Source organism: Nostoc sp. PCC 9305 (assembly GCF_963920915.1).
Taxonomy (GTDB): domain Bacteria; phylum Cyanobacteriota; class Cyanobacteriia; order Cyanobacteriales; family Nostocaceae; genus Nostoc.
In genome coordinates, this window is record NZ_CAWUDN010000008.1 from 1 (window position 1) to 21117 (window position 21117).

Here is a 21117-nt window from a genome sequence, read left to right on the forward strand (position 1 = left end):
TATTAGATTCTTCTGATTCCTTGCGTCAAGCCTGATTGAGATGCTCTTACCCTGGCACTCATACCGCGATTTTGATGACCTTCATGCTCCAAATAGCGCACTTTGTCAGGGTGTTGTTGGGCATATTGCAACGCAATAGCTGTACTCTCGTCGGTTGAGCCGTCATCTGCTAACGAAAGTTCCCAATTGTCATAGGTTTGAGCGAAAATGCTTTCTATTGCTTCTATAAAGAACTTTTCAATACCGTTCAAAAAGATGATGATGCAGGAAACTAACGGTTTGTTATTTATCTGTTCAACCATGAAACCACCTCGCTAATTGCTTGGCAAATTCTTCCCCATTCCAGTTTTCAATCCCGAAGCGAGGCAATTGAAAACTGTTGCTCTGTCGCCATACAATGTCTTCAGTTGTAGTGCAAGCACAGTCAAATCCAATAGTTCGAGTCAGTTCCAGGGTTTCTGGAGTGTAATTACCAAATGGATAGGAAAAACTTGTCACGGGACAATTGAGCATCTCCTCTAAAGCAGCTTTGCTTTGCTGGATTTCATACCTTTGTAATTCTGTTGATTGTGCTGAAAGAAATGGATGGGTAACTGTGTGAGCGCCAATTTCTACTAAATCCCCTTGCCCCAAAGCACACACCTCTTCCGGTAAAAGGGAGCGGTGAGTCTTGCGTACCGTAGATTCGGCATTAGCCCAAATTACTAACTCGTCTAGAGCTTTTATACATTCTCGTTCCGGTAAAGGTAGTAATACTTGCCAAATTGAGTAATAGAAAGACATTCGAGAACCGGGTTTAGCTTCCCAGGCTTTAGAAGTGCGATCGCTTTGATAGTCTTGTTCAGTGTAATTTGCTGCTTGCCCTAGCTCCCAGTGACAAAGGCTACCATTAATATTCAGAGAGAGTTTCTCAGGTAATGTGCCTGGTTGCAAAAGTAGCCGTTCTAATTCATCCCACCAAAACTCACGCTCTTTTTCTATGTAGCCAGTACTTACGAAAACCGTGGCTGGAATGCTGTAGCCCTCAAGTATTGGTTTGGCATGATGGAGATTATCTGCATAACCATCATCAAAGGTGACAACCACTGCTCGATCTGGAATTTTGCCATCTCGATGCGCTTGCACGAATTGCTTGAGGCTAATGGGGTGGGTTTTTTTTTGTAAAACTTCTAGTTGTTCGGCAAAGTACTGGGGAGTTACGCACAGACTCCAGGGGTCTAATTCTACCTCAGCGACGCGATGGTACATCAAAATCAGCCCCTTAGAGGATGCTAAATTTTTCTGGAGCCGTCGAATCGTTCGCTGCAATTTGTCACTTCCAAGTATTTTCATTCCATCACCTCAGGTTTCACTGCTCTGACGGTGATAGTTACCTCGTAGCTACGGTCATGATAATCTAGCTTTCCCTTGGGTATATCTTGAACTACCAATCCTTGAAGAAAAGCTGTGGCTGCCAAAGCATTTCCGTGGGTTTCGACTTGAATATTCTCTTTAGGAAAAACCTCCTCAAACAGTCGCTGTGCAGATAGGGCTGTAAAATTCCAACACCAGCAATTGTTCCATTCCCGATCTTTTAGTGGTGTGATTCCCGGAAACGTTGCCAGAACAACACCTCCTGGTTTCATAATTCTGTAGGTTGTTTTCAGCGCTAGTCGCACTTCGTAAATTAGCTGAAGCGTCTGAACCAAAACAAAGCTGTCAAATATATTTGATGGTATATGTTCCGCATCTGTTAGGTCTGCGATGATTGTTGCATTGGGGTTATCTTGAACGTGCAATACATCGCTTTTAGTAACGCGATCGCCTCCAAATTGCTGAGTATAATAGTTATCTCCAATTTCTAATACGTGTCCATAAATATCATTTGAATAGCGACCCAAAAAATTCTCAATATAGTAGCGGTCAATTGGTTTTCCTTGTTCAAAACCCCAACCTGAATTTATAGGTTTTAAGCTTTGTAGAGTACCCAGGCGTACCTTATTATATTGAGACTTTAGCCAGTGGTGGGTAGGAGATGGTAATATCTTTTGAACGATTAGTTTTAACTGTTCTGTGTTCATGATAAAAATTCTTTTAATGAGTATGGCTTTTTGAAAAAAGAACTATATGCCCAACAGTTCTGCATAACTCCAATTTGCATAAACACGGACACCCCGCTCTAAAGATAAAAAATCGGTTATTCCTAGACTTCCTAATTTTGTAACATCAGCTTGCCAATTAATGGGGGTTCCAACAGGAACCATTCCATCAAACTCAACACTACCTTTGTAGTCTAAGGATTTAAACACCATCTCCGCTAGTTCTGAAATTGTAACTTCTCTTCCACTTGCGAAATTATATGTTTCTCCTTGCATTGGTGCAGAAGTTGCTACTACTAATAAAGCTTTGGCAATGTCGAGTACATGAATAAAATCACGGCTTTCTTTGCCAGTTCCTTGTAACTTAACTATGGGTTGATAAATTGCTTGTCGGCAAATATCCCAAAGGACTTGACGGCGTAAACCCGGGCCATAAGCAGAAAAAATTCGGACACTTGCAGTTGGTAAATCATAAACTTTGCTAAATTCTAAACATAGTTGTTCGCTTTGTAACTTATGAAATCCATACGGAGAAATGGGGTTACAGCGTTGAGTTTCTCCAATAGGTAATGACTCTGGATTTCCATAAATAGCTGCACTAGAAAGAAAAATAAATCGACATCTAGGCGCATTAATTCGCAACGCATTTAAAATTTCAAAAGTTAAAGCTGTGTTAGATTGAAAGTCAATATCTGGTTCTATAATCGATAAGCCAACAGAAGCACGCCCTGCACAATGAATGCAAATGTTAGGAGAATATTCCTTTAATAAGTTATTTAAAGAGGGGTCGGGTAATTTGAGACGATGATAAACTGTTAAGTTGTGAAGGGGAGCATTTTCAGGAGGCGAATTATCAACGCCTATTACCGACCAGCCTTGCTCTGAGAAATACCGAGCAACGTAACGACCAATAAATCCCGCTACCCCAGTAACTAAAACTGATTGATGGAAAGTAGTCATTTTGGTTATGTTGTAATAACTAGTGTTTGATAATTTTTATCAATTGAGATAAATTAATTCTGATAATTATCTCAATATTTAAAGTTAAATATTTACATATCTAAAACAGCTTTTGTCCACCAATCTTTTCGAGTATTCGCAAAATTAAAAGCATCTTCTAAGATTCGTTGACTTAATTGCTCTAAGACTTCTTTTCTCGATAAAGTATCACAAATATAAGCTGCTGCTTCGTCAGGTTTATTAATATCTAAAATTGGCAATCCAGATAAATATGGTAATGCTTTAAGACAAGGTTCAGTTGCAAAGAAAGGCATTCCATAAGAAACACATTCAACTAATTTCATTTTCACTGAAAAATCATTATCAATAGGACATATAAAAATATCGGAAGTCTCAAACAAATTCTCAAGCTGTTTTTTAGGAATAAAACCAGGAATATGAACGTTATTTTCTATAGTCCAATCTTTGGGTATATTATGAAAATCTGTACCAGCGATCACAATTTTTATTGTATTATTTAGTCTTAATAATCTCGGAGATAATTCATAAATTAACCATTTTACAGCTAAAAAATTGAAATAGAAATTAATATTACCAGCAAAGAAAACTGTCTTTGAATTTGTATAACGCCAGCCGCCGAGTTTAGGCGGAAGTATTTGTGAATTGATCGATACTTTTTGATTAGCTAGTAAATATTTGGGAATATCTGCTTCGGACATAAATATACATTTATCAGCCAATTTACAGACTTTTTTTTCAAAAATCTTAAGTCTTAAATAACTAATAAAAATGCTAGATTGAGATTTGTAATTAAACCAATTATGGGGAGCAAGAGCCTTAAAAAATTCTGCCTCTTTATCCGTTGCAAGGTATATCTTTTTTTGTTTAAGTTTGAGGAAATTTTTAAACCATAAAATACTATATAGTTGTTCAACAATAACAATTTGAATCGAGAGTTGTTTGCAAAGTTCAGTTAAGTATTCAGAAACATATTTTGCTCGCTCAAAATTGTAGTATGTTACATTCTGAAAGCTAAAAGTCGATCGTATTTTATATACTAACCTTTTATATATTTTTACTACTTCTTTTAAGAAATTTTCTTTTTTCGTAGAAGGGCTTAAGCGAGTAGTTAAGTAATATTTAACTTTAAGTTTTTCTAATTGTATTCTAGTTTCTAATTGACTACTTTCGTTACAAGTAACAGCAACATAAAGGTTGATATCTTCTATTTGAGATAATTGATAAATATCATTTAAAAGTGCCATTCCACAACCATTATTAGAATCTAAAGGATAACTTGTGAAATAAAGAACATTTTGCTTTTCCATGCCTTCTCTCTTATCTATCTTGTATCAAAAGGGATGTCTTTTTTTGTATTAAATAAACATCAGACTATCTCTAGAAGTCTCTCAGTGAATTATTTCTAGGTTTTTAAATTTAGATTTGAATCGGCGATTGGCTTTGAGAATACTTGAAAGTTACAGGTTACTAACCCGTCACATGTTATACCAAACTCTTCGGATGGAAGTTCAACCACCTCTATTTCAAATGCCGACTCAATATAATCAAAGATAGTATGAAATGAAGAATCGGAAAGCCAAAGACCAATGACATAAGTACCTGATTTTAAATGTAGTTTTTCAATGTTTAATTGAACTATATTTTCTCCCTGCTGAAGAGATATTATTTGTCCAAGTGATACAATATCTGCATTTACCAACTTGATACCAAAATGGTTATACACAACAACCGCAAGACTTCCAATATTTCTTGAGGAATCTGATTCAATATTCAGTAAAAATTCAAGTTCACCATTGGAATAAGCATTAAAAGAAATATCTTTTTTTGAACTCCTATATTGAGCAGCGATAAAACGAGCTTGTCCATTGCCATTGCGAGTTACATTACTTAAATTTATCCACTCGTTGGGTAAAGCTTGATAAGAATAAGAGTTACTAGATAAATATTGAGTTATCACGCTGTTTGTATTCTCGTAAGTAATTAGCTGCCCCTTATTTAGTAACAAACATTTAGAACATAGCCGTTGAATTGCTTCAATATTATGACTTACAAATATAACTGTTCGAGCTTGATCGTTGGATACTTCCTGCATTTTGCCAAGACATTTTTTCTGAAAATTTGCATCTCCAACTGCTAAAACTTCATCCACAATCAAAACATCTGGCTCTAAATGTGCCGCAACCGAAAATGCGAGGCGTACATACATCCCAGAAGAGTAGCGTTTAACAGGCGTATCTAAAAATTTTTCAATCTCTGCAAAATCAACAATTTCATCAAACTTGCGTTTGATCTGTTGCCGCTCCATGCCCAAAATCGCGCCATTGAGGTAAATATTTTCCCGCCCTGTCAACTCAGGATGAAAACCTGTCCCTACCTCTAGCAAACTTGCCACACGTCCCGTAATCTCAATACTGCCATGAGTAGGTTCCGTGATCCGGCTCAAAAGCTTCAGCAGCGTCGATTTGCCCGCTCCATTCCGCCCAAGAATTCCAACCCGATCGCCCTGCTTAATTTCAAACGACAGATCCTTGATTGCCCAAAATTCCTCACGATTCGAGTTTTGTGTTTTGCATTTTGCGTTGTGATTAAAAGGGTTCAAAGTCTTTGCGATCGATTTCGCCCCATCCGCCATAACATCGCGCAACGCCTTATAGCGATATCCCCCCTGCTGATGGCTCAACACATAGCTCTTACTTAAGTTCTCAACCTTAATCACCGTATCTGCCATATATTCTCCAACTGCTAACAACTTTTGAACCTATGTGCTTAAATAATGTCCGCAAACTTGCGCTCCATCCGGCGAAAATAATAAATCCCCGTAATCAGCACTAATATCACTAACGCCACCGACAAGAGAAATCCTGGTAAATAAATGTCAAAATTTTTACCCAAAATTGCCCACCGGAACCCATCAATCACACCTACCATTGGATTTAACGAGTAAAGTAGTCGCCACTGTTCCGGCACCACGCTACTACTAAAACCCACTGGTGAGATATAAAGTCCAAACTGCACAATAAACGGCACAATATATTGGAAATCCCGATATTCCACGTTTAATGCTGCCAGCCATAACCCCGCGCCGATCGCTGCTGCAAATGCGATCGCAATAAACAACGGCAGCGTTAAAATTCGCCAATCCGGCACAAAGTTATACCACGCCATAAAGCCCAGCAAGATGATCGCAGAAATCATAAAATCCACAAAACTCACAATCACCGCACTCGTTGGCACAATCAAACGCGGAAAATAAACTTTAGAAATTAAATTAGAATTACTAATTAAGCTATTACTACACTCACTCAAGGCATTGGAAAAGAACTGCCAAGGTAACATCGCCGAAAACACCACAATCGGGTAAGGCGCACCTGCCGACGGCGCCTTGAGTAAAACCCCAAATACCAGCGTAAACACCATCGTTGTTAAAAAAGGCCGCAGTAATGCCCAAGCCAGCCCGATCGCCGTTTGCTTATAGCGCACCAAGATGTCTCGCCATGCCAGGAAGTAAAACAATTCTCGATATTTCCAGATATCCTGCCAATACTGCTGCTCGATTCGCCCTGCCTTAATCACTAATTTCTGCCGAGGCTCGAGCGTCTGTTTTCTCATCATGAAAATACCCCTATCTCCAGAGTTAACCTATAGTCAAGTCAATAAATAAACTTCATCAAGCTCTTAATCCCAGGCAAATTTATCTGACTCAAAGCAGACCTTTTTCCACCGTCAGACCCCCTAGAGTGATAGTAACCAGACCCTTTTTCAGCAGTAACCCCGTTCACCACCATTCCTAAAACACGCGATCGCGCTTGCTCTAGCATCATTTTCGTACTCTTAGCAACAGCACGGTCAAGCACTTCAGGATGTACAACTAGCAATATCCCATCTGCCATCTTGCCCAGCATGAGTGCATCACCAAATAAACTCAAGGCAGGAGTATCAATAATCACACAATCATAGTCTTTGACTGCCTCTTGAATTAACAAAGCCATAGGCTGCGAATCTAGCAATGCTGCGGGTTTCGCTAGGATTGTCCCGGCCGTTAATAAATCTAAGTTAACTAATACTTCTTGGGTGGCGTTGCGAAACTCTGCTTGACCAACTAAAACATTACTTAGTCCGACTGGATTAGATAGTTTCCAGATTTTCTGTTGCGAGGAGTGACGCATATCCGCATCTACTAATAGGATTCTGCGGCCCATATGTGCCTGAGCTACTGCCAAATTTGCAGCCACAAATGATTTACCTTCACCTGGAGCTGAACTAACTACGGCAATTACTTTTAGTGGTCGATCGGAGATAGTCAAATCCAGGTTCGTCTGAAGCATCTCAAAGGCTGAACTTGCTCCCGAATATGGATTATCTTTGACTGGTAGTTCGACTAAACCTTCCCCACTGTTTTTAGCTTTTTGACCCAAGAGAGGAATCGTACCGAGTAAAGAATAACCTAAGAACTGCTGGGCTTGCTCAAGAGTTTTGAGGGATCGATCCATAGCCTCTAACATCAAAGCTACCCCTACACCCAGCAAAATTCCCAAAAACCCACCCACCGCTAGGTGAAAGGCAATTTTGGAAGGGACAGCTTTTTTAGGAAGTAAAGCCGCAGATATTACCCTGGCATTACCGACATTCTGATTTACTACTACATCGACTTCTTGCGATCGCTTTAGCAGTTCTTCATAAGTAGATGTAGCAACTTGCAACTGTCGCTCTAGCTGTTGCTGTTTTTCTTGCAGTTGAGGTAAAACACTCAATCGTCTTTGAGAAAGTGTATATGCATTCTGCAAAACTGTAATTCGGTTAGCTAATGCTGAACGTTCTACATCCGACTGTACCAGTTGGGCCACTAAGGTCTGCTTGAGTTCTCCCATCCCTAAATTCTGGGCTGGTACAAATTTTTCTCTATCTGCATTCTCAACAATTCGCCTCTCTAGCTGCTTTTTGAGGGCTGCTTCTTTTGCTAACAAATTAGCGATCGCAGGATGTTTGTCTGTATAGCGAGTCTTTTCTACTGCTAACTGGTTTTGCACCTGTTGGTATTGTGTTAATACCTCCTGCACAGCTTTTGATTGACTTAAATTCCCCATATCCACAGCTTGCTGCGAATTCAATCTCAATTGACGTTGCAGAAGTTGTGAGCGAGTCTTAGCATCTGTTAAATTTGCCTGGGCTTGGGTAATCTGGTCTGATAAATCCGCGAGTTTGTCCACTCCTTTTGTTGCTTCTTGATCTAAAGCAATTACCCGATTTTCTTCTTTAAATCGACGCAAAGCTGCTTCCGATCTGACTACTCTTGCTTCAACTTCAGGCAATTGCTTGCGTAAAAACTTCTTTGCCACTGTCGCTTGGGCTTGGTTAATGCCAATATTGTTCTCCAGGTAATATCTCATCAGCGAATTCACAACATCTGCGGCTTCTTTTGGATTGCTGCTACTGTACGAAATCGCCAAAATATCTGTACCCCGGACACTCTTAATTTTGACTTTTTGGAGAAACTCATTTATTTCCAAGGGTGTTCCTTGCTTATCTACCAACCTGAGACTAGCAATAGTTTTTTCAACTATTGGATTAGAACGAATAACCTCTGCTTCTGTATCCAACGGACTGTTGATTTCAGTCACACTTCTCAACTCCCCAACTTGTGCCGAGGGACTTGTCAGCGAAGAAACGCGGTCAGTTTTACTGAAAAGCAACTTACCTTCTGCTTCATAAATTGGTTTTTGCTTGATAGCATTTAAAGCTGAAAACCCAAAAATAGAGGCAGTCACCGCAGCTATAATTAGCCAACGCCTTTTCAGAAGTAGCGAGTATTGCTGCAAATCTAAAGAGTTTTGGTCTTCTTGGTTAGAGGGCATGGAGTATGTTACGAATACCTGAAATTGTTTTTACTAATTTTGCTTCACAATTTTGGTAGTCCAAGATAGTCATTTGGACATAGTTAGGATTAATTACTAATTATCTGTATAAAAAATCATAATACAAGTGCCCGTATTCTCTAAAGTGTTTACTTTTTATTAGATTTCCTTAGATTTATCCCAGAAATATTATCTGAATGTCAAGGTGTTTTTAATTTTTTTTTCTAGAATTTTAGATTACATTGAAAAGCATTTATTTCAACTCATTAAGTAGAAAGAGGTAAATACTTTTAGTTGAGATCGGGTAGGAGATAGAAGGCAAGATATAGAATGGAACAAGCTTTGAGCCTTGTTTATCTTTGTTAACATGATGATGTTTTTTCTCACCCACTTCTTTTCTTTATATTATTTTACTAACAGCATTTCAACAGCTTGTATAAGATTTTTTCTTATTTTGTTACTCTGTAAACACTTACTTTAGCAGTAAATATACGCTAATAAATAAATTAAATATAAAGTTCAGATTGACTACACTCATGGCATAATGCAAATGTCAAAACAACAACCTTGAAGCCGTAGTGTAGTTCGTACAGCCAATGCAAGTTAGGATGTATATCCTACAGATATGCTATACCGACGCACAGATAGTTCCCCTCCTAGTTTGTAATCCCTAATCTCCAATTTCTTTGACAAACAGAGCATACGAAATTTCTTATTTTTGTATGATTTGGCACAATACGGCTAGTCTTTAATATTCCCTTCTTTGAATCTGTTGCTGGTTTGAACAAAGAACTCGAGTTCAGGATACTGAAGAATAATAAAAACCAATGACTTCCACAAGTTATGTCAGTTTACCTACCAATACTAGGCTGCCAAATATAGTCCGCAGCCTACCGATATTGCTTTTGTTAGGGGATATTTTTGGGTTGCTAATTTGTTTAGCGATCGCACAATGGTTGCGTTTAGATCAACCCTTACATTGGCTAAATCCGTTACCTTATACATTTGTCTGCATGATCCTTGCAGCATTCTATCTAGCAGATGCTTACCATCCAGATCGGCAAATTTCAGGGTTAAGAGCGCCCGCTCGAATTATTATTTGTAGCATTGCGATCGCATTCTTTATTTCTGCCCTAATTTACTTATCAGGTATTGCCCAACAGAATCCGGTAACGTGGCGGAGTGTATTTTTACCTAGCTTGGGAATCTTTACCATTTGGGCAATAATATTGCGCGTGGTAGCAGTGAGATGGGTGCGATCGCACGCTCTGAAAAGCCGTTGGTTAATACTAGGAGGCGGAGATAATGCCATCAAATTTGCACAAAAATTGCTAGGACTGAATCCTTTAGGGAAATTGACTGTTCTAGCAGAGGAAAACCAAAAAACTATAGACTTACCAAAAAGAAATCTGAGTTATCAGGGAAGCCTGAGCGATTTGTCGCAATGGAGTCAAGAATCCTGGTCTGGGGTCATAGTGACAGCCCAGATAAACTTTTCTCAGTCACAAGCACAACAGTTAATGCAGATGCGGTTGCGAGGCATTCCGGTTTATACATTGCCAGATGTGTATGAAACATTTTGGTATAAACTACCTTCGTCGTTGTTACAAGATAAATGGTTGGCTTTTAGTGATGGTTTTAACCTAATGCCTGGTTACTTCAGCATGAAACTGAAGCGAGGTATCGATCTCATCTTGATCCTCTTTTTACTAGTATTAGTTGCACCACTTCTGTTGTTGGTTGCATTACTAGTTAGGCTAGATAGCCCTGGCCCAGTATTGTACAGTCAGCAGCGAAGTGGGTTACACGGTAAACCATTTAGAGTTTATAAATTTCGCTCCATGTATCAGGATGCAGAAAAGTTGGGGGCGCAGTGGGCTAGTCAACGCGATCCACGAATCACCAGAGTCGGATACTGGCTGCGTTTGTTGCGTATTGATGAATTACCTCAAATATGGAACGTCTTACGAGGTGAAATGAGTCTGATTGGGCCTCGTCCAGAACGACCAGAATTTGATGTCAAACTCAAAGAAGCGATTCCCTACTATGAAGTTCGCTATTTGGTCAAACCTGGAATTACAGGCTGGGCACAGGTTATGTATCCCTATGGAGCATCTATAGAAGATGCTTATGAAAAGCTGTCATACGATCTCTACTACATCAAAAATTATTCCATTTGGTTGGATTTAGCGATCGCCTTCAAAACGATTCGAGTTGTTTTGTTAGGTAAAGGTAGATAAGGAAAAAGAAATGAAAAAGAAAATATTGGTAACTGGCGGTGCTGGTTACATTGGCTCGCATGTAGTTCGCCAATTAGGGGAAGCTGGTTATGATGTCGTAGTCTACGACAACTGCTCTACAAGTTCACCAGCATCGGTACTACACGGGAAACTAATTATTGGTGATTTAGTAGACAGTGGGCATCTTTATCAAGTTTTTGCCCAGCATAAATTCAGCGCAGTCTTACACTTTGCCGCTAGTCTGATTGTTCCAGAATCAGTAGCTCATCCCCTCGACTACTACGCCAACAACACCCGCAACACCTTAAATTTGCTGCGCTGCTGTAGCGTTATGGGTGTTAACAAGTTCATTTTTTCCAGCACAGCCGCAGTCTATGGGGAAGTAAAAGACAATCCTGTTACCGAGTCGAATCCTACACAGCCCATTAATCCTTATGGACGTTCAAAGTTGATGAGTGAGTGGCTGATCCAGGACTATGCAGCAGTATCTGCACTAAACTACGTAATTTTACGTTACTTTAATGTAGCAGGTTCCGAACCAAGTGGACTATTGGGGCAAATGTCACCGAATGCCACTCATTTGATTCGAGCTGCTTGTGATGCAGCACTCAAGCGCAAGCCAGAAGTCCGAATTTTTGGTACTGATTTTCCTACGCCCGACGGAACCGCAATTCGAGACTATATCCATGTTGAAGATTTGGCTACTGCTCACTTAGATGCTTTGGATTACTTAGAAAAAGGAGGGGAAAGCCAAATTTTCAACTGCGGTTATGGGCAAGGATACAGCGTGCGACAAGTTATTGAAAGAGTCAAGGCTATTTCTGGTGTAGATTTTCCCGTTATTGCCGCACCACGTCGTCCAGGCGATCCTGCCTGTGTTGCAGCTTGTGCTGATAAAATCCATAGGGTTTTGGGTTGGCAACCAAAACACAATGATTTAGACGAGATTATCAACACAACCATTGCTTGGGAAAAACAGAAGAGTAACGTGGCAAGTCAAAGGCATATAAATATGGCATATGCATAATTAAAGCTTGGCACTTAATTAACCTTGTTTTTGGAATTTAGATCGCGTGAATTCGACGGCTCATATAGTGTCCCTATAATTGACTCAATCAAAAAATTTCTTAGAGGTTTTACTACACAAAACCGTCCCTATTGGAATTGAAGAAGCACAGACTTGAACTTTAATTTAAGGCAGAGAGAGGTTCGTCGAACTTACGTTGACATAGGCATTATCTTTAAATAAAGGCACGCAATTACTGATGTTAAAGGCGGCGGACAGTTCAACATCTGACTCAAAATCTCTTTCAATCAGCTCTTTACCCGAACTGCATTTTTTCAAGTACCCCAATAAATTTTGCTGGAAAGCCTGAAATGTTGTTACAGCAACTTCGGCTTCTGGTGATAGACTGCCATCTAAATAACTAAGAATTGCCCCAGCACCAATTAAATCTTCAAATGCAGGACGGAGGCTACCATCTTCTTTCCACCTCTCACCGGCAGGAATCACAGCGATTTTATCACCATACTTTTGAGCAAACTGCGCCACTGCTTGACAATTTCGCAAGCAGCCAGCCAAAGTTGGTGTATTTCCTGTATGTAAAGTTAGAAAAGAACCATTAGGTGATGGTAAAACTAGTCTGGTTCCAGCAGGAATTTCAGCTACCGATTTTGGCGAGAGAGAATATCCAGTTGTAGTCCAACGTTGTCTATGACTTGCTAACTCTGCTTGCACTGACTTAGCATAATCTATGGCAGATTCATCTTTATATGCGTAGGGAAAAATTATCGCGCCGTTGTTGGTGGCAATTTCCACGCAGGTAGAAAAAGAGAGAACGTCAACTATCACAACTACATCACTGATGGGAGCAAGTTCAGTAACTCCTTGCGAACCCCATTCACAGCGTAAATCAAACTCTGATTGGTTGTAAATCATTGGTGCGATCGCAAAAGACAATATGATAAAAATTAAACCATAGATAAGTAAGGCAGTGTAAATAATTAAAGGTTTATACTCAGCACGAAGTGTGCTTATCTTAGTATAAGATATCCATAGAATTTGAACCTGTGAAACTCATATTGGAACAATAATCATAGATTATTTCTTATCCATGTCTCTAATTGTTTCCAAGGGATTATTACAAGGTTATTTTCATTAATTTTATCTACATTAATATCATGCCAATATGACTTTCTTACTTTTTTTGCTATTACTATTTCAATGCCATCTCTATTGATAACTTCAAATTTTTTGCTTGAAGACCATATAATTACAGTCTTATTTGATACTTTTTCTAGTAAAATTAATGCTTTCTCTCCTTTTTCAAAACATGCATATGACCAAGCTGTATACACATTAAACTTGATATTTCCAAAGCAATCTGATTCAAACTCATCCTTTTGTCCTTTCAAGATCGCTAGAGGTTTTGCAGCGATCTTTGCACCTCTATTTTTCACAGATATGACTTGTACAAAAGCGATCAATTTTGCAGAGCGGCAATCATTCAAAAAAGTGTATGGGCCTGAACTTTGATATTCTTCTTTGAAGTCAAGGTAGTATTTAGGTAATAGCGATTCTTGCAACTCACAATCGGGAGGAAGTGGGTCAGTTATCAATTGGAAGATTTCACTTAATTCATCATAATATTCATTTAGGCTATGACAATATTCAGATGTATTTTTAAAACTGGATTCAATAGAATGTTTGAGTTTTCTTAAAACATTTAACTCATCTTCGGATAGTTCTGCATAATATTGAAACATTAGCGATTATCACTCAATTTTCAAATAATTACAAATGTTCAAAGACCAATTAATAGAACATTTGTACAATTTTAACAGTTTTCTAAAAGGTCTTTTCATCTTAGTACAAAAAATGCTTGTTGTTATTTATGTAACTGCGTATCTCATTTATTTTAGCTTGCTTGTTACTTTCATGGCTAAAACCCCTACTATCAAATATAATCTGGAAAAAACTTAAAGATAAAGCTCTAATCTAAGGCTGGTAATTGTAAATTAGATAAAAATTTAAGAACAAAAATCTCATAAATCTAGTTGTAAAAATTTCCAATGTGTCGGTTAAACTTGAGCAAAGGTATTACTTTGTTGATTAGGAACATACAGACTATTAGCAGCACAAAAACAAATTTTACGCTCCTTATAAACGCCAATTTACTGATTTTGCTATTGGATAAGTAGTAGAAAATAAGCAATAGTAATCTTTGCTCTAACCAGCCACTATCCGCTAAACTCAGAAATGCTGCGTTATTCCTCATCATGTCCGATTCCCAAACTGTTAGTGCTGCTGTTGCCAAACTCTACAATACCTATCCCTTTCCGCCGGAAGCCCTGTTGGATGAACCACCTCCAGGCTACAACTGGCGCTGGAATTGGCTAGCTGCTCATAACTTCTGCACCGGTCAAAAACCCCAAAAGCAAGATATTCGGATTTTAGATGCAGGTTGCGGTACTGGTGTGGGTACAGAGTATCTGGTTCACCTCAATCCTCAAGCTTCTGTTGTGGGAATCGACCTCAGTACAGGCGCTTTAGCTGTAGCCAAAGAACGTTGTCAGCGTTCAGGGGCTAACCGCGTTGAATTTCATCACCTCAGTTTGTTTGATGTGGAACAGTTACCGGGTGAGTTTGATTTAATTAACTGTGTTGGCGTTTTGCATCATACCCCCGATCCAATTCGCGGGATTCAAGCTTTGGCGAAGAAGTTAGCCCCAGGCGGCTTAATGCACATTTTTGTGTACGGGGAGTTGGGGCGTTGGGAAATTCAACTCATGCAAAAAGCGATCGCACTTATTCAAGGTGATAAAAAAGGCGACTACCGCGATGGTGTCCAAGTCGGGCGACAAATATTTGCTTCTTTACCAGAAAATAACCGAATTGTCAAATACGATAAACAACGTTGGTCGCTAGAAAACAACAAGGATGAATACTTTGCTGATATGTACGTTCATCCTCAAGAAATTGACTACAACATTGAGACGCTGTTTGAATTAATAGATGCTTCGGGATTGGAATTTATTGGTTTCTCGAATCCGAATTTCTGGGATTTAGACAGACTTTTAGGCAAAGCACCAGAGTTAGTAGAACGGGCAAAAGAATTGAGCGATCGCCAGCTTTATCGCCTGATAGAATTATTAGACCCAGAAGTAACTCATTACGAGTTTTTCCTCGGTCGTCCTCCCTTAATCAAAGCCGACTGGTCAGATAATAACGCTCTACTAGCAGCGATTCCCGAACTGAATCCTTGTCTTGAGGGATTTCCCAGTCAATGTTTCTTTAATTACGATTACCAGATAGTTAATTTATCTGTAGCAGAGTTTGAGTTTATGCAAAGATGCGATCAAAATTCCACAATTGCAGAGATATTGACAAATGTAGAACTGGGATTGGATGGGGTAAGAAGCCTTTTGCAACAGCAGTTGATTTTATTGACACCTGCTTAGGAAATTCAAGTAAAAAATATCTAATTATTTATTGTGGGATGGGCCTTTCGGCTATCCCACAATTAGATATTTACCCTACAACAGCCGAACTTGCTACTTTCTCCTGTCTTTGGGAAGGCGGACGCATTCCCAAACCAAGTAAATTCAGCATTTCTCGGTCAGTATCGTAATCTGGACAGGGAGTTGTCACCGTCAACATCTTGTTATCGTCGCTGGAAAAGATAGAATTGGCTCCTGCCATAAAGCAGAAAGCTTGCTCAACTTGAGAAAGTCTCGCCCTACCGGCACTAAGACGCACATCGGAAGCTGGCATTAAAATTCTGGCTGTGGCAATCATCCGCACAATATCCCAAATGGGGACATCAGGCTGATTTTCTAAGGGTGTTCCCGGTACTTGTGAAAGAATATTAATTGGCACGGACTCTGGATGGGGATGTAAGTTTGCCAAAGTTTGTAACATCCCAACCCGGTCATCGACTGTTTCGCCTAAGCCCAGGATACCGCCGGAACAGACAGTAACATTTGTCTGGCGGACATTCTCAATTGTGTTCAAGCGATCGCTATATGTTCTCGTGGTAATAATTGTGCTGTAATATTCCTGCGAGGTATCTAAGTTATGGTTGTAGGCATAAAGTCCTGCTTCTGACAATTTCCTGGCTTGATTTGCCGTCAACATACCCAGAGTGCAACACACTTCTAAACCCATTGCAGTCACATCCTTGACCATTTCCAGGACTTCCTCAAATTGTGAGTTATCCCGGACTTCGCGCCAAGCTGCACCCATGCAGATGCGACTAACACCAGTTTCTTTAGCTTTCTGGGCGATGTTAACTACCGTTTCCTTTTCTAGGAGTGCTTGCGCCTTTACCTCTGTTTTATAACGGGAAGATTGGGCGCAGTAGCTGCAATCTTCTGGACAACCTCCGGTTTTGATAGATATAAGCTTGCAAACTTGTATTTTTGTTGGGTCATGATATTGGCGATGCACGCTAGCAGCTTGATAAATAAGCTCTAGCAATGGCGTATTGTAAATCGCCTGAATCTCTAATTCCTGCCAATCGTAGCGTATTCCCACCACATCACTATCCTTCTTGTAGACTGGGTTAATCAAGAGCTGTATTTTGCTTGAATCTGCTGCGGTACAGCGTTTAGGCAAAGCAATTTTATCGAAGTTATGCCGCGCACTGTGCTTTATCACCCATTGGCTCTCAATCCTTCCGCTCTAGATATTAGACATCAGCTTATCAAGATTTTGGTTGAATGGCAGATTAAGAGCAAAAATACTCACCCTATCTTTTGTAAAGGGCATTGGGCATACATATATCTTTTGTCATGCTGGTCAAGAGTTCAAAGTCTATATAAAATCAGTGAATTAACCCTGACTCTTGACAAAGTTGATGAAAAAACTATGATACTTCCGTAAGTCCCAATCGTGATACAGCTAATCTAACTGCTGTTGCTAAACCACAGGTTATGAGAAAATTTATAAAATTTAGAGAATTTTTTGGGAAAAGATCCCGCCGATTAAGTAATTTATGATATCAGAACTGCCAATAATTGCAAGCGATCGCCTATTATTACGAGCAGCGATCCATGAAGATATACCCCAAATTCTCAAGTACTTTATTGATAACAAAACTTATCTCACTCCATTTTACCCTCTTTGGGCTGATGGTTTTTTCACTGAAGAATATTGGCAATATCAGATAGAGAATAGTTTTCTAGAATTTATCAATGGGCAATCGTTAAAACTATTTGTTTTTACCAAAAAAAATCCTACCGTAGTTATTGGAACAGTTAATTTTAGTAATTTTGTCCGAGGAGCCGCTCATTTTTGCTATGTGGGATATAGCCTTGCTGAAAATAAACAAGGTAAAGGATATATGACAGAGGGTTTAAAATCTGCAACTAAATATCTATTTGAAGAGTTAAATTTTCACCGAGTTATGGCTAACTATATGCCTCACAATCGCCGCAGTGGTAATGTACTCAAAAGACTTGGTTTTGTTGTTGAAGGATACGCTAGAGACTATTTGTTAATTAATGGACAATGGGAAGATCATATTTTGACAAGTCTTACAAATCCTTATTGGAAAGAACCTCATTTTTAAAATATACGGAGATTTCTCTCAATATTTTTATTTTATTCATCGACTATACCTGTTAATAAATTCGTTTATTTTAGGACTTACGCAAAAACCCTCTCAAACTCTCATTCCTCCGTGAACTCTGCGCCCTCTGTGGTTCGTTTTCCGTTACCCGTGCGTAAGTCCTATATTTATAATTTTTATTTATGAACCTTCTTTAGGCAATCCATATAAGTAAGGCTTAAGCTTCACTCAAATACTTATTTGTCGTTTGTGAGTAATGACCACCTTACAGCTATTTATAATACTATAATATCTATCTAAAAATGAATTGAATATATCGATTCTAAACATCTACAAATTCATAGCAAATTCATAATAACTACACAACAACTCCACAAGCAAATGCAATAGTAATATTTGTTCACTCTCCGGCTCAGTTATTAAGGTTAGCTTTAGCCGATGTGTTCAATTTTCTTAAATAGTTGAGGAGTTTTTTAAAATGCTCATTAATTCTATAAAGCGCTTATCTGTCTTTTCTAGTATCTTCGCTTTTGCTACCATCTTAAACGGAGTTGTCTTGGCAGCACCAGGCCCAAATTCTGCCACTACACCACCCTTAAAAACTCAGACTAGTGCTGCATCACACCAGCCAATCAAACTTACACAGCAACAGCGCCTACAAATCCAAGTAGCTCGCCAGCAAAGAGATAAAGATATTGAGGCTTTATTAAACCCATCCCAAGCTACTAAATTTAAGGCGGCACTGCAATCCCGTCAGAGAATCAGAATAGTGTTAAAATCTTTGGATCTGAATCAAGATCAACAGAAACAGGTTCAATCAATTTTGCAAACTTATAACCTGCAAGTGAAAAAAATTCTAGCTTCGCAGGTATCACAACCAACATCCAACTCAGTAGGAATTACTTCACCAACATCACAACCAATTACAAAATAAAAAATCAGTTTTATTTAATTAAGGTTAAGTTTCGGAAGACTGGCGGATTTTATCCAAATTTCGGTTGAGCCAGTCTTATTTTTTTATGTCCAAAACTTTATTTATGCTAAAAAAAGCAAGAGCAAAGGATTATAAATGAAAACTTTAGTTTTGAGTCATTCGCTTTAAAATAAGAATTGTCTCGACCTAAAAGTGTCATAAGATACAACGAAGCCAGTGCAGCCTGCTTCTTTAGCGCTAGCCTCTCCTTTTGGGAGAAGACAAGACACTTCTCGTAGGATGTCCGAAGGGGCTTCGTGCTTACTTCAATTCCACGCTTTTAAAGGTGAGTTACTCCTGCCTCCTGAAGCATTCCAGATTTTGATAGCGATGCTGCCATATTTTAGATATGGGTCGCTTTTTGCGTCTATGCTGATGATGCTGAAGCCAGAGGTAGTATTAAAGGAAGAATGAATTAGCTTTGCTCGTAATGACTCTGGCTGAAACTCCAAACGACAAGAATTCTAGCAATCCTTTTCTCACCCTCAACTATGAAACCGCTTTAGAATCTCTAGGCGGCGACTACTACGATGAGGTTGCAGCGGCAGAATTTCCTCAACACTTCCTGCGTTGGCGTAACGATGAACTATTACCCCGTTTTGGTCTAGACCCCCAAGTAGTCAAAGACGAAGATTTCATCGCAGCCTTTGGCCAATTTCAGGAGCGCAAACCGTTGTTAGCACTGCGTTACCACGGCTACCAATTTGGTGAATATAACGGACAGTTGGGTGATGGTAGAGGCTTTCTCTACGGGCAAGTACGCGCCAATGATGGCAAATTATACGATTTTGGCACTAAAGGTTCTGGGAGAACGCCCTACTCCCGTGGTGGCGATGGTATGCTCACGCTCAAAGGTGGAGTACGGGAAGTTCTGGCTGCGGAAGCATTGCACTACTTGGGTGTACGTACTTCGCGCTGTCTGAGCATGATTGAAACAGGTTTACCACTCTGGCGGGGCGATGAACCTTCGCCTACCCGTTCAGCTGTGATGATTAGGATGAGCAGTTCTCATATTCGGTTTGGCACTTTTGAGCGACTGCACTATTTCCAGCGCCCAGATTTAACTAAGAAGCTGTTAGACCACGTAATTGAGCAGTATTATCGACACTTAAATGCTGAAGAAGATAAATATATCCTGTTTTACGCCGAATTAGTTAAACGGGTTGCAGAACTAGTAGCGCAGTGGATGGCGGCTGGCTTTTGTCATGCAGTCCTGAATACTGACAATATGTCGATTACTGGAGAGAGTTTTGACTATGGACCTTACGCATTTATTCCGAGTTATAACCCATCCTTTATAGCTGCATATTTTGATTATTATGGACGCTACTGTTACGGTAATCAACCAAGTATTTGCAAGCTGAATTTACAAATGCTCCAAGAACCTTTAAAGGCAATTATTGATAAAGGCGAAATGGAAGCTAGATTAGAAATGTTTGATGAGTATTATCAAGCTGAATACAGTTCTTTGATGTTGAAAAAGTTAGGTTTTTCGGAGTTGCCACATCCACAAGCGACGGAACTGTTGAATCTAACGGTTGAATTTTTGAAAGATAGCCAAGTTGGTTATCACCAGTTTTTTTATGAGATGGCTCGTACTTTTTCATACAAATGGCGAGATGAACCAGGTTTTGTGATGAATAATTCCGATATTGTGCCAGTACCCGGTGCATCTGGAATGTTTGATGATTGGTGCATACTATATCATAAAATATTGAACGATTTTGATAGCGATCGCACCAATATAATTGCCCAAACTCTAGCTGTTAATAATCCCAAAACGGTATTATTAAGGCCAGTAATTGAATCTGTTTGGGAATCAATTGCCCAAGAAGATAATTGGCAGCCTTTTTATGAGTTAATACAGCAAATTCAGTCTAGGAGATAGTTCATAAGGGGCAAGGCTTGTAATGAAAATCATTTTTTTACTTTGCCCCTCTACCTCCTGCTCTTTGTCAATATTTAGATGGCTTTGCCGTGCGTTTTCATGAGTAAATGGGGTATGAGTAGCATTCGCGCAGAAAACCAGGTTAAGAGATATTACATGAGGTGTATTACAAGTCTGTATCGGCTTTCATTATTGTGTACTCTGTGATTTTCCAAACATTGCTGTTTTCTGGTGTTGATGCTTTACCTTCAATATCGGCTTTAATTTCAGAACCTGACCAAGGTTTATCCTCGTCTTGCTCTCCACTTAAATATAAAGTTACAGCAAACTCCAGCTTTCCTTGACCTTGAAACCAAGCTCTTAAATTATCAAAATTTTCAAGACTCCAACCAAAACAATTTGTCTGAGCTATTAAACCTGTGATTCTTTCATCTTGATCTGCCAGAGTTGCAGCAAAATCAAACAGTAAATTTTCAACGATAGCAATAGCATTAGAATGTGCCATTGAATTTATCTCCAGTTAATCAAACATA

At 39.3% G+C, this 21117-nt stretch carries 18 protein-coding genes; 6 read left to right on the forward strand and 12 right to left on the reverse strand.

Going from position 1 to position 21117, the window contains the following annotated elements; genetic code table 11:
* Nucleotides 1–2 precede the first annotated feature (2 nt).
* From ACM0OX_RS04745 to ACM0OX_RS04780, 8 genes are all read right to left on the reverse strand, one after another.
* Entirely contained in the window at nt 3–302 is a 300-nt protein-coding gene (locus tag ACM0OX_RS04745; protein WP_414513479.1) for a glycosyltransferase family 2 protein, read from the reverse strand.
* Nucleotides 295–1332, reverse strand: coding sequence for a polysaccharide deacetylase family protein (locus ACM0OX_RS04750; protein ID WP_414513481.1), 1038 nt, complete (start codon nt 1330–1332; stop codon nt 295–297). Before ACM0OX_RS04750 ends, ACM0OX_RS04745 begins: the two co-directional genes overlap by 8 nt.
* On the reverse strand, nt 1329–2060 hold the full coding sequence (locus ACM0OX_RS04755) for a methyltransferase domain-containing protein (protein ID WP_414513483.1): 732 nt from the start codon (nt 2058–2060) through the stop codon (nt 1329–1331). The genes ACM0OX_RS04750 and ACM0OX_RS04755 overlap by 4 nt, the downstream gene beginning before the upstream one ends.
* 42 nt (nt 2061–2102) lie before the next feature.
* Nucleotides 2103–3038, reverse strand: coding sequence for an NAD-dependent epimerase/dehydratase family protein (locus tag ACM0OX_RS04760; RefSeq protein WP_414513485.1), 936 nt, complete (start codon nt 3036–3038; stop codon nt 2103–2105).
* Between the two features lie 92 nt (nt 3039–3130).
* The gene (locus ACM0OX_RS04765) at nt 3131–4366 is read right to left on the reverse strand and encodes a glycosyltransferase (protein WP_414513487.1); all 1236 of its coding nucleotides are present in this window, start codon (nt 4364–4366) and stop codon (nt 3131–3133) included.
* 95 nt (nt 4367–4461) lie between these two features.
* On the reverse strand, nt 4462–5787 hold the full coding sequence (locus ACM0OX_RS04770) for an ABC transporter ATP-binding protein (RefSeq protein ID WP_414513489.1): 1326 nt from the start codon (nt 5785–5787) through the stop codon (nt 4462–4464).
* A 38-nt stretch (nt 5788–5825) separates the two neighbouring features.
* Nucleotides 5826–6668, reverse strand: a complete 843-nt coding sequence (locus ACM0OX_RS04775) for an ABC transporter permease (RefSeq protein WP_414513630.1) — start codon at nt 6666–6668, stop codon at nt 5826–5828.
* A 41-nt stretch (nt 6669–6709) separates the two neighbouring features.
* Nucleotides 6710–8911 carry a GumC family protein gene (locus ACM0OX_RS04780; protein ID WP_414513491.1) on the reverse strand — a complete coding sequence of 734 codons (2202 nt, stop codon included), beginning with the start codon at nt 8909–8911 and terminating at the stop codon, nt 6710–6712.
* 827 nt (nt 8912–9738) lie between these two features.
* Between ACM0OX_RS04780 and ACM0OX_RS04785 the strand changes: the two genes are divergently transcribed.
* Together ACM0OX_RS04785 and galE are read left to right on the forward strand one after the other, a co-directional pair.
* A complete protein-coding gene (locus ACM0OX_RS04785; RefSeq protein ID WP_414513493.1) occupies nt 9739–11151 on the forward strand; it encodes a sugar transferase in 1413 nt (470 codons plus the stop codon).
* A 10-nt stretch (nt 11152–11161) separates the two neighbouring features.
* Complete coding sequence (gene galE, locus ACM0OX_RS04790) at nt 11162–12178, forward strand: UDP-glucose 4-epimerase GalE (protein WP_414513495.1); 1017 nt, start codon at nt 11162–11164, stop codon at nt 12176–12178.
* Nucleotides 12179–12343: 165 nt separating this feature from the next.
* Here galE and ACM0OX_RS04795 read toward each other — a convergent pair whose 3' ends face one another.
* Both ACM0OX_RS04795 and ACM0OX_RS04800 read right to left on the reverse strand, forming a co-directional pair.
* A complete protein-coding gene (locus ACM0OX_RS04795) occupies nt 12344–13090 on the reverse strand; it encodes a 2-phosphosulfolactate phosphatase (protein ID WP_414513497.1) in 747 nt (248 codons plus the stop codon).
* 155 nt (nt 13091–13245) lie between these two features.
* On the reverse strand, nt 13246–13917 hold the full coding sequence (locus ACM0OX_RS04800) for a hypothetical protein (RefSeq protein ID WP_414513499.1): 672 nt from the start codon (nt 13915–13917) through the stop codon (nt 13246–13248).
* Nucleotides 13918–14430: 513 nt separating this feature from the next.
* On the opposite strand from ACM0OX_RS04800, the gene ACM0OX_RS04805 reads away from it, so the two are divergent.
* Nucleotides 14431–15612 carry a class I SAM-dependent methyltransferase gene (locus ACM0OX_RS04805; protein WP_414513501.1) on the forward strand — a complete coding sequence of 394 codons (1182 nt, stop codon included), beginning with the start codon at nt 14431–14433 and terminating at the stop codon, nt 15610–15612.
* A gap of 70 nt (nt 15613–15682) precedes the next feature.
* Here ACM0OX_RS04805 and bioB read toward each other — a convergent pair whose 3' ends face one another.
* Nucleotides 15683–16690 carry a biotin synthase BioB gene (bioB, locus tag ACM0OX_RS04810; RefSeq protein ID WP_414513632.1) on the reverse strand — a complete coding sequence of 336 codons (1008 nt, stop codon included), beginning with the start codon at nt 16688–16690 and terminating at the stop codon, nt 15683–15685.
* A gap of 457 nt (nt 16691–17147) precedes the next feature.
* On the opposite strand from bioB, the gene ACM0OX_RS04815 reads away from it, so the two are divergent.
* From ACM0OX_RS04815 to ACM0OX_RS04825, 3 genes are all read left to right on the forward strand, one after another.
* The gene (locus tag ACM0OX_RS04815; protein WP_414513502.1) at nt 17148–17723 is read left to right on the forward strand and encodes a GNAT family N-acetyltransferase; all 576 of its coding nucleotides are present in this window, start codon (nt 17148–17150) and stop codon (nt 17721–17723) included.
* Between the two features lie 478 nt (nt 17724–18201).
* Nucleotides 18202–18657: a hypothetical protein gene (locus ACM0OX_RS04820; protein ID WP_414513504.1), complete on the forward strand. Its 456-nt coding sequence runs from the start codon at nt 18202–18204 to the stop codon at nt 18655–18657.
* A gap of 469 nt (nt 18658–19126) precedes the next feature.
* Nucleotides 19127–20584: a protein adenylyltransferase SelO gene (locus tag ACM0OX_RS04825; protein ID WP_414513506.1), complete on the forward strand. Its 1458-nt coding sequence runs from the start codon at nt 19127–19129 to the stop codon at nt 20582–20584.
* A gap of 166 nt (nt 20585–20750) precedes the next feature.
* Here the strand turns inward: ACM0OX_RS04825 and ACM0OX_RS04830 are convergent, their stop codons facing one another.
* Nucleotides 20751–21089: a hypothetical protein gene (locus ACM0OX_RS04830; RefSeq protein WP_414513508.1), complete on the reverse strand. Its 339-nt coding sequence runs from the start codon at nt 21087–21089 to the stop codon at nt 20751–20753.
* Nucleotides 21090–21117 lie beyond the last annotated feature (28 nt).